This is a genomic window from Sphingobacterium sp. 1.A.4, assembly GCF_002734245.1.
Lineage (GTDB): Bacteria > Bacteroidota > Bacteroidia > Sphingobacteriales > Sphingobacteriaceae > Sphingobacterium > Sphingobacterium tenebrionis.
In genome coordinates, this window is record NZ_PEAZ01000056.1 from 24,626 (window position 1) to 37,641 (window position 13,016).

The 13,016-nt window shown below is 40.1% G+C and carries 13 protein-coding genes, 2 tRNA genes and 1 pseudogene; 9 read left to right on the top strand and 7 right to left on the bottom strand.

Features of this window, described 5'->3' with window-relative positions; translation table 11 throughout:
* Window positions 1-65 precede the first annotated feature (65 nt).
* Together CRJ00_RS09565 and CRJ00_RS09570 are read right to left on the bottom strand one after the other, a co-directional pair.
* Entirely contained in the window at window positions 66-698 is a 633-nt protein-coding gene (locus CRJ00_RS09565; protein ID WP_099366652.1) for an NAD(P)H-dependent oxidoreductase, read from the bottom strand.
* A gap of 28 nt (window positions 699-726) precedes the next feature.
* Complete coding sequence (locus CRJ00_RS09570) at window positions 727-1,284, bottom strand: TetR/AcrR family transcriptional regulator (RefSeq protein WP_180268469.1); 558 nt, start codon at window positions 1,282-1,284, stop codon at window positions 727-729.
* Between the two features lie 159 nt (window positions 1,285-1,443).
* On the opposite strand from CRJ00_RS09570, the gene CRJ00_RS09575 reads away from it, so the two are divergent.
* The gene (locus CRJ00_RS09575; RefSeq protein WP_245153296.1) at window positions 1,444-2,265 is read left to right on the top strand and encodes a patatin-like phospholipase family protein; all 822 of its coding nucleotides are present in this window, start codon (window positions 1,444-1,446) and stop codon (window positions 2,263-2,265) included.
* Window positions 2,266-2,318: 53 nt separating this feature from the next.
* Here the strand turns inward: CRJ00_RS09575 and CRJ00_RS09580 are convergent, their stop codons facing one another.
* The gene (locus CRJ00_RS09580; RefSeq protein ID WP_099366655.1) at window positions 2,319-3,146 is read right to left on the bottom strand and encodes an alpha/beta fold hydrolase; all 828 of its coding nucleotides are present in this window, start codon (window positions 3,144-3,146) and stop codon (window positions 2,319-2,321) included.
* Window positions 3,147-3,281: 135 nt separating this feature from the next.
* Here CRJ00_RS09580 and CRJ00_RS09585 point away from each other — a divergent pair.
* A tRNA-Arg gene (locus CRJ00_RS09585) sits at window positions 3,282-3,355 on the top strand.
* A gap of 31 nt (window positions 3,356-3,386) precedes the next feature.
* Here CRJ00_RS09585 and CRJ00_RS09590 read toward each other — a convergent pair.
* A complete protein-coding gene (locus CRJ00_RS09590; protein WP_099366656.1) occupies window positions 3,387-4,373 on the bottom strand; it encodes a helix-turn-helix transcriptional regulator in 987 nt (328 codons plus the stop codon).
* Window positions 4,374-4,481: 108 nt separating this feature from the next.
* Here CRJ00_RS09590 and CRJ00_RS09595 point away from each other — a divergent pair, with 108 nt between their 5' ends.
* The 6 genes from CRJ00_RS09595 (at window position 4,482) to CRJ00_RS09620 (ending at window position 10,572) form a co-directional block, all read left to right on the top strand.
* The gene (locus tag CRJ00_RS09595; protein ID WP_099366657.1) at window positions 4,482-6,791 is read left to right on the top strand and encodes a TonB-dependent receptor; all 2,310 of its coding nucleotides are present in this window, start codon (window positions 4,482-4,484) and stop codon (window positions 6,789-6,791) included.
* A gap of 2 nt (window positions 6,792-6,793) precedes the next feature.
* The gene (locus CRJ00_RS09600) at window positions 6,794-7,924 is read left to right on the top strand and encodes a PepSY-associated TM helix domain-containing protein (protein WP_099366658.1); all 1,131 of its coding nucleotides are present in this window, start codon (window positions 6,794-6,796) and stop codon (window positions 7,922-7,924) included.
* Between the two features lie 85 nt (window positions 7,925-8,009).
* A tRNA-Arg gene (locus CRJ00_RS09605) sits at window positions 8,010-8,083 on the top strand.
* A gap of 70 nt (window positions 8,084-8,153) precedes the next feature.
* The gene (locus CRJ00_RS09610) at window positions 8,154-8,723 is read left to right on the top strand and encodes an adenylate kinase (RefSeq protein ID WP_099366659.1); all 570 of its coding nucleotides are present in this window, start codon (window positions 8,154-8,156) and stop codon (window positions 8,721-8,723) included.
* Window positions 8,724-8,757: 34 nt separating this feature from the next.
* Complete coding sequence (gene obgE / locus CRJ00_RS09615) at window positions 8,758-9,756, top strand: GTPase ObgE (protein WP_099366660.1); 999 nt, start codon at window positions 8,758-8,760, stop codon at window positions 9,754-9,756.
* Between the two features lie 45 nt (window positions 9,757-9,801).
* Entirely contained in the window at window positions 9,802-10,572 is a 771-nt protein-coding gene (locus tag CRJ00_RS09620; RefSeq protein WP_099366661.1) for a TIGR02757 family protein, read from the top strand.
* 27 nt (window positions 10,573-10,599) lie between these two features.
* Here CRJ00_RS09620 and CRJ00_RS09625 read toward each other — a convergent pair whose 3' ends face one another.
* Genes CRJ00_RS09625 through CRJ00_RS09635 form a run of 3 tightly spaced genes read right to left on the bottom strand, consistent with a single transcriptional unit; the run spans window position 10,600 to window position 12,655 of the window.
* Window positions 10,600-11,040: a GNAT family N-acetyltransferase gene (locus tag CRJ00_RS09625; protein ID WP_099366662.1), complete on the bottom strand. Its 441-nt coding sequence runs from the start codon at window positions 11,038-11,040 to the stop codon at window positions 10,600-10,602.
* Entirely contained in the window at window positions 11,037-12,035 is a 999-nt protein-coding gene (gene gap / locus CRJ00_RS09630; RefSeq protein ID WP_099366663.1) for a type I glyceraldehyde-3-phosphate dehydrogenase, read from the bottom strand. The genes CRJ00_RS09625 and gap overlap by 4 nt, the downstream gene beginning before the upstream one ends.
* Window positions 12,035-12,655, bottom strand: coding sequence for a peroxiredoxin family protein (locus tag CRJ00_RS09635; protein ID WP_099366664.1), 621 nt, complete (start codon window positions 12,653-12,655; stop codon window positions 12,035-12,037). Before CRJ00_RS09635 ends, gap begins: the two co-directional genes overlap by 1 nt.
* A gap of 171 nt (window positions 12,656-12,826) precedes the next feature.
* Here CRJ00_RS09635 and CRJ00_RS09640 point away from each other — a divergent pair.
* Window positions 12,827-13,016 (top strand): annotated as a pseudogene (locus tag CRJ00_RS09640) (IS5/IS1182 family transposase); the annotation flags it as partial.

Genomic DNA, 13,016 nt, shown 5'->3' on the forward strand with positions numbered 1-13,016 from the left:
AAAAAGCTGTTATTGCATGTATAATTTTTTACATTCAATAACAGCCAAATTGCTATTGTAGGGGATTAGTTAAAGTTTATAACAAAATCTTCTTTAAGTACACGTACTTTTTTCATGTTCAATAACCAATCGTTCTGCTCATCGCGATATCCCAAAGCAAGGATAGTAACGGAACGAAGACCTAATTTGTCCAATCCCAATAGTTCATCCAGTTGTTGTGGGATAAAGCCTTCCATCGGGGTTGCATCTACTTTTAATTCCGCCGCTGCAGCAATGGCCAAACCAAATCCAATATAAGCCTGACGTGCGGCATGTTCAAAATGCTGCTCCTTTGTTTTCGCCTGTAAAGAGGTGAAAAGTGAGTTTTTATAATCATCAGCAAAGCCCGCTGGCAATCCTCTTTCCACTTCCTGTTGCTTGAAAGGTGCATCAACACGTTCTTGGGTGTATTCATCGTAAGCCGCAAAAACCAATAGATGGGAACTATCCACAATCTGTGATTGGTTGAAGGCGATAGGTTGGATTTTTTGCTTTAGCTCAGGATTGCTGATTTCAATGATCTTAAACGGATGAAGTCCGGAAGAGGTTGGTGCCAAACGTGCTGCTTCCACGATTTGATCAACTTTCTCTTGGTCAACTTTGTTGCCATTCATTTTTTTAGTGGCGTATCTCCAGTTTAAATGTTCTAATAGATTCATGTATGTATTTGATATATTTAATAATAATTTAAATTCCTTTTGTAAAAGAGCGCATGCTATCGGCCAGGATGAGGGAGTTGCATACCTTATCGGAGCCTGTAAGGGAAAGAAGTTCCAAGGCAACCACCCCATGCAGCATGGCCCAAAGGCTACGGTATTTGATGCAGGCATCAATATCCTTTCTTCCACTTTTTTGGATCAGTTCGTCAATCATATTGCGGAAAAGATCCGACAAGAGCCCAACAGATTTGATGTTCTTTGCTGTTTCACAGGTCGGTATCCCCAAGCCGAACATGATCTCGTAATGTTTGGGATGCCGCTCAGCGAATAGGTAATATCCTAATCCCAATTGTTGAAAGCGTTCTTCGATGCTGTCTTCTGTAGAAATTCCTGCTGTAATCTGCGCGTAGAGCAGATCAAAACCTTCTGCTACAAAATAAGCGGAAATTGCTTCCTTGTTTTCGAAATATTTATAGATTACGGGAACCGAATACTCAATGGCATCCGCTATTTTGCGGATGGAAAGGGCAGCCCAACCTTCCTCATGCACGATTTCTCGCGAGCATTCGATGATTTGCTTTCTCATTTCCTCTTGTTGCCTAAGCTTTCTTTCTGTTACGCCCATACCATTTTAGTTAACACTGTTAGCAAAATTAACAACGATAGTTATTTGTTCCAACTTTTAGATAAAATGGGACATGCAAATGACATTTTTAAAGCAAGTAAATTTGTTTTACCTTTAAATATGAACTTTCTGAAAAGCAAACGTAAGGTATCCCTCGTCCTGGGCAGCGGTGGTGCCAGAGGCTTGGTGCAAATAGGTGTGATTCGTCAATTGGAAGCGATGGGCTATGAAATAGATGAAGTGGTGGGTTGTTCGATAGGATCTTTGATCGGAGCCGCTTATGTCGAAGGAAAATTAACTGAATTGGAGGATTGGATGAGGGTTCTGACCAAAAGGCAGGTGTTCCGATTAATGGATTTCACAAACCCCAAGTTTGGATTGTTAAAAGGCGTACGTGTTTTTGAATCTCTGAAAGAGATATTTCCGGATAAGGATATCGAGGATATGCGCATTCCCTTCCGTGCCATTGCCACCGACCTTAAAAATGAGCGCGAAATGATCTTTGATAAGGGGAGTGTCTATCAAGCTATCAGAGCTTCCATCGCCATACCAGGTGTTTTTACCAGTATTGAATCGGATGAATGGAACCTGGTGGATGGTGGTGTTCTAAATCCTTTGCCCATCAATTATGTGAAAAGAAAGCGCAGGAACATCATCATTGCGGTAAACTTGGATGGAAAGCCGGATGCTAAATATGGTCCGCTTCCTTTTGAAAGCAAGATGAATTCTATAGGATTGCTTCAAGAAGCTTACCTGATGATGCGAAGACGGCTATCGAAATTAAGTGTAGAATTGTATAAACCGGATTACCTGATCGATATCCCACATAATATCGGAGGCATTTGGGATTATGATAAGGCCTCCTTTTTAATCGAGAAAGGAACGGAATACACGAAAAAACTGATCCCGGAAATCCCCGTTAAAAAAAAGGCCGCTATTTAAATGAATGAATAAAGGTCTAAAATTCCATTACATAATAACATATGCTGAAGGACTTAAGATTTCTTCTGTAAAAGCTTGTTCATATGTAAATTAAACTTAGCTGGGTCTTCCATGTTAGGCAAGTGCCCACAGCCTTCAAATTCCATATAGGTTGCTCCTTTGATCTTTTTTGCCATCTCTTCCATTGGCTCAGCAGGGGTGATCTTATCCTCTTTCCCCCGTATCAATAAGGTCGGCACCTTAATTTCTGAAAGTACATCCGTGGTGTCGGTTCTGGAAGCCATCGCCAACAACGTTGCACAAATGGACGAAACACTGTTCCTTCGGATACTGCTTTTGATGAGTTCAATCGCCTCAGGTTTTTCCTCGATGCTTTTTGGTGAAAATACATTCGCAATAAAACCGATCGCATACGGGCGACGACCATGGTTTAAAACAGCTTGAATAGCATCAAAGCGTTTCTGTTTTCCGGCATTATCATCTGCCTTGGCATGGGTATCCGAAAGGATAAGTCCATCAATCTTTTCCGGAAACAGTTGATAGGCGCGCAAGGCAATATAGCCCCCCATGGAAACCCCACAGAGTACCGCCTTATCAATTTCCATTTTACGTATAAAAGCACCCAGGTCTTTTGCAAATACATCGATGGAAAAAAATCCATGACCTTTGGTGCTATTTCCTAATCCACGAATGTCAACCGCTATGCCGGTTATATTATCCTCTAAACTTTCCAGTTGTTCCCGCCACATGTTCTTATTAAAAGGAAAACCATGAAGGAATATGATGGTTCTATCGGTTTTTTCAGTTGCTTTCTTTATATGATAGGCAATGCTTATATCGCCAATCCGGATCTTGTTGCTTTTTATTAATCGTTCAGCCATAAAAATTAATTATATAGGTATCAACAGAATAGACCTAAGATAGTTTGAAATTGCCTAAAAAACGAAAAAACCATTTGGAAAATATAAAAAAACCTCGATATTTGCAGCATCAACGGTGATTTGATCGTTTGAAATGCGCTCATAGCTTAATTGGATAGAGCATCTGACTACGGATCAGAAGGTTAGGGGTTCGACTCCCTTTGAGCGCACTTTCTTTATTTCCCCTTTCACTTTCTTGATTTATCTTTTATTTTCAAGTGTTTTTTGCGCTTTTAATTCTTTCGGAGAATACCCGAAATGCTTAGTAAATGCGGATGTGAAATGTTGGGGGTAACTATATCTTAACAATTTAGCTACCTCATTGATGCTGTAATTTTTATGTTGTATCAGGTATCGAGCTTTTTCCATCTGTTTTTCGCGTAGGTACTGCGATAGATTACACCCAAAATACTTTTGAAAACCTTTATTCAAGTTTTTTTGAGAAATATGAAATAGGTCTTCAACTTCTTGCAATCGAATATTACCGATTTCCTGTTTATCTACCCATTCCTTTACTTCAATAACTTTTTCGTCTAGGGATAGGTTGGTGCTGCTACGGTCATCCTCCAAAAATTTTGGGTGCATGGAAAAAATAGTCAGAAGTAATTCTTCTATCTTCAACCTGTAATAGTAATCCCGCATCGAAGTTGGTAATGAACAATTCAACATGCTTTCCAATAACTGTTTAATAGGGGTTGAAATTATTTTAGCCTCTTCAAACAACTTACAGGCTCTGCCTTTCTTTAACGCAGTTAAGAAGGGGAATTCCATAGGTAATATCTTACTCATAGTCTCTTCAAACCACTCCTTATCAAACATAATATCTAAACATGTTCTATCCTTCAGATAGGTTAATTTGCCATTGACTTTTGGTATATAAAATAGATTGAAGGTTCCTGGTTTTATTTCCAAAATGTTATGGCCATCCTCGAATTTTGAATATCCCTCAATCTCAAATTGAGCTTTGAAAACACCATCTTCCAATAGAATAGGTACCGTAGTAGGTCGATCCACTTTAGCCTTGGAAGATATGATAATGAACGTATCATAAACTATGAATCGCTCTTGCACAGGTATATCGTAAAAATTCACCTTGAAAAAACATTCCCTAAAATTGTTTTCTTGGAATTCTAGTTTCTGTTTGTTTCGTAGATATTTAAGGTTAAACCTTTCCTTTAAGGGTTTCATATTTTGCTTATAGAGATAAAAATCGTAGATATTATTTTCCAGATTTCGTAGAATTTTCAATGAAAATAGAGATATTTTCGCACTTAGTTAGAATTAATCTAAATAAAAATGAAAAAACTATATCTATTATTTATTCTCGTATGTTTTTCGGCAATGTTTTCCTTTGCCCAAGAGACCAAAACCATCGTTAGGTTACTTGATCTAAATTTCAATCCGGTAGCTGATGCAAGGGTATTATTATTAGAAACCAATCAGGAAGCCATATCCGATAGAAACGGAAAGTTCGAATTGTATCTTTCAGAATTTAAGGCATATACCTTACAGATTTCCTACAATGGACAACAATATAAAGAAAAACTAGCCTTTCAAGGTGCAAAGGTATATACTGTTTATATAGGTTCAGATCACAAGGAAATTGAGGAAGTGATAATCAGTGCCAGTAGAAAATTTGCAGAGAAGAAGTCCAAAACAGTAGGGAAAATGGAATTGGAGAATCTGGAAAGTTCACAATCCTACAATATCATTCCTAGTGAATTAATGAAGGAGCGATCGGTAATTGATATGAAAAGTGCTTTACTGGCAGCACCGGGAATTGCCAATGTTACCAATGGACTTGGTGCAGGTGGTTTTACCGTTATTGCAAGAATGAGGGGTTTTTCAACCGGTTCTGGGTCGTTAAGAAATGGGATGCGGACAAGTACCACTTCTATGGCAGACCTCGCGAATATAGAAGCTGTGGAGATCATCAAAGGTCCTGCAGGTACTTTATATGGCAGCAGTACCGAAATATCCTATGGGGGCATGATCAACTTAATAACTAAAAAACCAAAACCATATAGCTTTGGTGAGGCAAGTTTTAGTTATGGCGCTTATGATTTAAGTCGATTGACCCTGGATTATAATAGTCCATTAAATCAAAATAAATCGGTATTGTTCAGGGTAAATGCAGCCATGCAAAGGGGAAAAACATTTCAGGATTTTGGTTTGGACAACAACATGATGATTGCACCATCATTTATGTTCTTAGTCGATGATAGACTAACTTTAAATTTGGAAGTTGAACTCAGCCAGAGTGAACGCAATATGATTGCAGTGGGTTATCTACCAAAGGGATACAATAATTTGGAAGATTTCAATTGGGATGTGAAGAAATCCTTTTCTTCCAACGACCTGACTCTGAAATCCAATGTTATGAATGTCTTTGCAGACGCGAATTATAAGATCTCTGATCAGTGGAAATCACAGACAAACCTTTCCAGTGCCAATACTATCAATAAATCAGATTATCTTTTCGCTATCCCACTATCTATGGACAGCGTCGGAAGACGGATCATGCGGATTCCAAGCCATTTTATTTCCAACAGCATACAGCAGAATTTTACTGGAACCTACGAAGGAGAAACCTGGCGGAATAAATTATTGATAGGTGTCGATTATAATATCGATAAATACCTGACGACCCGTAAAATGTTAAATTTTTATGATAAGGTACATCGATTCAAAACTACGCCAACCATCAATAAATCCAAAGTTGATCAATTATTTGCAGGAGCTCCAGAAAGTGAAATTACTACGCAGTTCCAAACCTATGGGCTATATTTATCCAATGTGTTCAGTTTAAATAACCGTCTTCATTTAAATGCTGGCCTTAGGGTTGATTTTTACAAAAATCTGGTTTCAGAGTTTAAGGAGACCTATTTCTCACCAAAATTTGGTGCAGTGTATGAACTGTTGGAAAATCAGCTCTCTTTATTTGGTAATTATACGAATGGCTTCAACAATGGGTATCTTATGTTGGAAAGTGTGCAATTCAATGCAGCAACCATAAAACCCCAGGAAGCAAACCAATATGAATTTGGATTGAAGTATGAACTGTTCGGTAAAAAATTGCATGGTAATGCCTCTTATTATAACATCGATGTAAAAAATGTTCCTTTCTCTATTGTGGCAGAAAATGGGAAAACTTCTACCCAGCAAAACGGGAAAAGAAGAAGCAGAGGGTTTGAATTTGATCTTACGACAAATCCTTTTGCTGGCTTCCATTTGCTCTTGGGTTATGGATACAATGATTCCAAATTCACGGAAGGAGATGAGAAGACATTTGGAAATCGACCTCAAGGTACACCTTTCCATGTAGGTAATTTTTGGACAAGTTATTCCCTTCAACAGGGTGCTCTAAAAGGGCTTGGTCTAGGTTTTGGAGGTAATTATTCGGATGATTTTTATGGTGATGATTTCAACACCTTTAAAATGCCCGGGTATTTCCTTTTCGACGCGAGTGTATTCTATGAAAAAGACCAATTAAGACTAAGCCTTAAAGGCAATAACCTGACCGATGTGCATTATATGACAACTAACTTTTGGTTATATGCCCAGCCAACTAGAACTGTTCTTGGTACTGTATCTTATCGTTTTTAAGTATGGGTAAAGGTAGGAAGGTAAAAAAGAAGAATCAATCTTGGCTTTTGAAGTTGAATGCTTGGTTGCATTTGTGGCCAAGTATAGTTTCTGGAATCATTGTGGTATTTGTATGTTTAACAGGAACTATAATCGTTTATTCTGATGAGATCGTGGATGCGATGGCAGGAGATGCTAAGTATGTACAACCTCAAGATCAAAAATTGGATCTGGAAACATTATTGGAAATTCAAAAGAAGGAAATTCCGGGCATTTTACCTTCCTATGTGCTTTATTATAAAGAGCCCGGTAGGGCAGTGGTCATCAATGGATTTGATCCTAAAAATATACGTTTATCGATGATCTACATGGATCCGTATACTGGCAAGATAATAAAATACGATAAAACCATACACTTCTTCTTTCTGATGGCACACATGCATGCGCATATGATGTTAAAAACGACTGGTGGATGGATCGTTATCATAGCAACCATTGTTTTTGTATTGAGTACATTGACAGGAATTGTATTATGGTGGCCAAAACGATGGACAAAAACAACACGGAAAGCCAGTTTTACCATCAAATGGAAAGCAAGATTTAAAAGGTTGAATTACGATCTACATAATGTGCTGGGATTTTATTCCATGCTGATATGTTTCATTCTGGGTATGACAGGGCTGATTATTTTTTTTCAGCCCTTAATGAAAATGACCATGAACAGTTTTGGAGCAACAACAGAAGATTGGCATAAATCATTGCCTAAGGTCAAGGAATCGGGGCAATTTATTGATGCATTTCCTTTAATGGACAAACTATTTCAAGAAATACCTCACAAAAAAGTCATTAAATATTGGGTTTATGATTATGCTAAAAGTGGGGTATTCGCTTTCCATATTGCCGATCGGGCAGGATTGAAATCTGATGAAAACAGGGATGTCAGATATTTTGATAAATATACAGGTAAACCTTATGTAATTAACATTCAGCAAGATAAGCATAATAAAGTGGAGAATTGGGTTTGGCAATTGCAAATGGGGCAATGGTTAGGTCAGGTCGGGAAATTTTCGACCTTTATTGCAGGTTTGATCTCAACCAGCCTACCCATCACTGGTTTTTTGATCTGGTATGGGCGTAGAAAGCGTCAGAAATGAAAAAAAAATTTTGAATGGCTTATTATTTCCTTATATTTGCATCACCAAAACAGAAAGGGCGTTTGTCGCAAAAGTGTTGGTTGTCGCGCTCATAGCTTAATTGGATAGAGCATCTGACTACGGATCAGAAGGTTAGGGGTTCGACTCCCTTTGAGCGCACTTAGAATAAGCCTAATTCGTAAACGGATTAGGCTTTTGTTTTTTATCATCAACAATAAATAACATCATTATGCTAAACCTAGTATTATTCGGGCCTCCAGGAGCAGGAAAAGGTACCCAATCCGCTAAATTAATTGATAAGTATGACCTTCATCATATATCTACCGGTGACATGTTTCGCGCTCATATCAAGGACCAAACCGAATTAGGTAAACAAGTAAGTCAAATCATTGCTGATGGGAACTTAGTTCCTGACTCGGTAACCATTGCCATGCTTGAGGAAGAGATCAATAATAATCCTGATGCAAAAGGATTTATTTTTGATGGTTTTCCACGTACTGTTGCCCAAGCGGAAGCATTGGATGCATTCATGGAATCGAACAATATGCCTATCTCAGGCGTTATTGCTTTGGATGTTGATGAAACGGAATTAACGCAACGTATCGCTAAACGCCAGGAGATTTCCGGTCGTGCAGATGATGCGGCAGATAAACTGAAAAAACGTATCGAAGAGTATTTCGGAAAAACGATCCATGTATTACCTTATTACGAAGGCAAAGGTAAATTGACCAAAGTAAATGGTATTGGTGAAATCGAAAGCATCTTTTCGGAATTAACGTCGATCATCGATCGTTACTAATAAAAAAGCTTATAAAAAACATTGAAGAGGTCTTATGGCGCAGGGGTCAAATTTTGTTGATTACGTAAAGGTTTGTTGTCGTTCGGGACATGGTGGTGCTGGTTCAGCCCATCTGCACCGCGATAAATTCACGGCCAAAGGTGGTCCCGATGGGGGCGACGGTGGTCGTGGCGGGCATATTATGCTCCAAGGTTCTACCCAACACTGGACCTTATTGCACCTGAAATACCGTAAACACATTATTGCCGAAAATGGTCAGCCTGGTGGATCTACCTTGAAAACAGGTGCTACCGGTAAGGATGAAATCCTGGAAGTTCCTTTAGGAACGGTAGCCAAGGATGCCGAGACCGGCGAAGTACTTTTCGAAATCACCCGTGATGGCCAAACGAAGATCCTTACTCCAGGAGGTCGTGGTGGTTTAGGAAACTGGCACTTCAAATCTTCCACGGTTCAAACACCAAGACATGCCCAACCGGGGATGCCAGGTAAAGAGCGTTGGATCATCTTGGAATTAAAAGTATTGGCGGATGTAGGGCTTGTTGGATTCCCGAATGCCGGAAAATCTACCTTGCTGTCGGTTCTTTCCGCCGCAAAACCTGAAATCGCAGATTATCCGTTTACCACCTTGGTTCCTAACTTGGGCATCGTCAGCTATCGGGATAACAAATCCTTTGTCATGGCGGATATCCCAGGGATCATCGAGGGTGCATCCGAAGGAAAGGGATTAGGACACCGTTTCCTGAGACATATCGAACGAAACTCCGTACTCTTGTTCATGGTGCCGGCAGATACCGATCGAACCATCGAAGAAGAGTATAATATCCTATTGCATGAACTTACCGCCTACAATCCGGAACTATTGGATAAGCCAAAATTATTGGCCATCACCAAATCGGATATGTTGGATGAGCAACTGGAAAGCGAAATGGCCGAACAAGTTCCTCAAGGAATTCCTTACCTGTTCATATCCTCTGTGACCGGAAAAAATATCCAGCAATTGAAGGATATGATCTGGAAAGCCATCAATGAATAACCATATTTAAAAGCAACTTCGGTTGCTTTTCTTATTTTAGGGATAATGGATCTATCATTAAAAGATTTCTTGGACAAAAAGGTACTGGAATTTAACCAACCGGATTTTATTCCGCACGACCCGATCAGTATACCCCATCGATTCCAAAAGAAGGAGGATATCGAGATCATGGGGTTCTTTGCCAGCATATTGGCCTGGGGGCAACGCAAAACCATCATCAATAAGTGCCTGGAATTGGCAGAACGTATGGACCAGGCACCGCATGATTTTATCCTCAACCATCAGGATAGCGACCTCAAACGCCTCTTAGGATTTAAGCATCGTACCTTCAATGACACCGATCTCTTATATTTTATTGCCTTTTTCCAGCAGCATTACCTCCGCTTCAACAGCTTGGAAGATGCATTCCTGCAGCTTGATGAAGGCCAGGAATTCTCCATAGAGAACGCCTTGAATCATTTCAAAAGCTATTTTTTCTCCCTTCCTGATTTTCCCTGGAGAACAAGAAAGCATATCAGTTCTCCCTTACAGAAATCCACTTGTAAGCGATTGAATATGTTCTTGCGTTGGATGGTGAGGAAGGATGATAAGGGGGTAGATTTTGGGATTTGGAACCGGATATCACCCAAAGATCTTATCTGTCCCTGTGATGTCCATGTAGAGCGCGTTGCTCGGAAATTTGGATTGATCCAAAGCGATAAGGTCAATTGGAAATCTGCGCTAGAATTAACGGAAAACCTTCGGCATTTTGATCCAGAGGATCCCGTAAAATATGATTTTGCCTTATTTGGGCTAGGGGTGGCCGGTGAGTTATAAAAACCGAAAACTAATCCCCAATAAAAATTAGGAGTAAAAAGGCAGGTACATTTCCTTATGCAAACCCACATTCGGAATATCATATTCATCGGAAAAATATTCGAAACCCATATCCTCATAAAAAGGATAGGCGATTTCCCTGGCGATCAGCCATAAGTAATCCCCATGAAGTTGTGTCTGAATATGATCAATTGCAGCCTTTAAAAGCTGTTTACCATAGCCTTTCCTTCTGGCCTCAGCGGCAGTAGCCATGCCACGTAATCGATAACCGGTATGCGGTAATTTGGGATGATTGGTCTGATGAATGGTCAATACACTTTGAAGCTTACCCTCCTCATCAAAATAACCCAAATGAAAACTATCGGGTTTATCATCCTCTGGATTGATGCAAAGCTCCAACGCTTTTCCACGCTGCAGCACTTCGCTTCGCAGCGCTAAGGTATCCTCCGTTTTGATAAACCTGATCATCGTTTGGATAGGATTTCCAGGATATCCACCAAGCGGTTGGAATATCCGAATTCATTGTCGTACCAACCGACTACCTTTACCAAGCCGCCTACAATACTGGTCAGCTCCGAATCAAAAACACAGGAATAAGGGTTATTGATGATATCCACCGAAACGATGGGATCTTCGGTATAATAAAGTACATTTTTCAAGGAACCTGCGGCAGCTTCCTTGAATTTTTGGTTGATCTCTTCTACAGTAGTCTGTTTGGCCAGGTTACAGGTAAAATCAGTTAAAGAACCATTCAATACCGGAACGCGTATACCTGCTCCGCCCAGTTTGCCATCCAAATGTTTAAAGACATTGGTAATGGCCTTGGCAGCACCCGTCGTAGTGGGAATGATGGAAGCCGATGCCGCTCGTGATCTTCGTAGATCCCGATGCGGTGCATCATGCAGGTTCTGATCCCCTGTCATGGAGTGTACCGTGGTGATATACCCATCAACAATACCCCAATTCTCATCCAATATCTTGATCATGGGTGCCACATTGTTGGTGGTACAGGAGGCATTGGAAAAGATCGGCGTATTCCAATCAAAATCCGCATCATTGATCCCCAATACCACTGTAGGAACCTCTTTATCCGGCGATGGAGCAGAGATGATCACCTGTTTTGCCCCAGCCAGGATATGCTTTTGGGCCAGATCATGCTTCACAAATAATCCGGTCGATTCGATAACCACCTCAATCGCCAATTCCTTCCAGGGAAGTTCTTCCGGATTTTTTTTGTTGAAGATCTGTATAGCTTTTCCATCAATGTAAAGGTGGTTCTCCTCATAGCTCAGCTCTTTTCCAAGCGGACCATGCACCGAATCATATTTAAAGAGGTGGGCAAGGGTAGCCGCAACTGCCAAATCATTGATGGCAACAACCTCTACATTATCCAATCCTCTGTTCAGCAGGTTTCTTAGGCTGTGGCGTCCTATGCGTCCGAACCCATTGATGGCTATCCTCATTAATTATTAAAATCAGCGATTACTTCTTTGATATCTTTCTCACCTTCCCAGTATTTTTTTAGGCTTCCGTCTGGACCATATACATAGTTTGCCGGAAACATTTTTGGGATGTGAATACGTTGTACAAATTCCTGATTACGATCGTAAAGCATTTCCACATTCGGTTTTCCTTCTAATTCTTTACCAAAGGTATTGAAGAAATTGGCCATCAAAGCCGGATCGTTCATGGAAACGTAATAGATATTCACACCTTTGATCTTATCGTAATTCGATGATAGGGCAGTGGCTTCATGTTGGCAATGTGCACAAGAAGGGTCAAATAGAATAAAAACGGTATTCCTTCCAGCGGCAATATCCGCTTTGCTGAATGGCATACCCGATTTAACCTTGAAAAACGTGAATTCAGGAATAGATAAGTTGGCAGCTTTTACCGTCGGTGGAGCCTGTTGTGGGGCAGGAGCTGCAGTAGAAGGGCTTGTCTCTGCATGTGCACTGTGGTCATGTCCATCGTGCTCATTATGCACTTCAGTGGCAGCTTGTTGTTTCGGTTCATTATTGCATCCTACGGTCGTTAGGGCCAAGGATAAACTTAAAAACGGAAGAACGTATGTTAATCTCATGTGTACTGTTTAAGCATCAAAACTACTAAAAATTATAAATAAAAAAGCCTTGATGGTCAACAGAGGGCACTGAAAAAGTCCCCTTTTAGAATGGGCTAAAAAAAGGAGTGGAAAACAACAGTTTTCTGCTCCTTTTTTCGTATCTTAAAGTAGGCTTTAACGGATATCAGGATGCTTTCTACCCAACAAAAAATTCAGTTCAGTTCCTATTCGGGATTGTACGATATCATTGTTCCAAAAGACAATCTACTTCGCAAAATCAACGATCTTATCGATTTCAGTTTTATACATGAGGAACTTTTGGAGAAGTATTGCCAGACCAATGGGCGTACAGCAGAGAGCCCCATCAAGATGTTCAAGT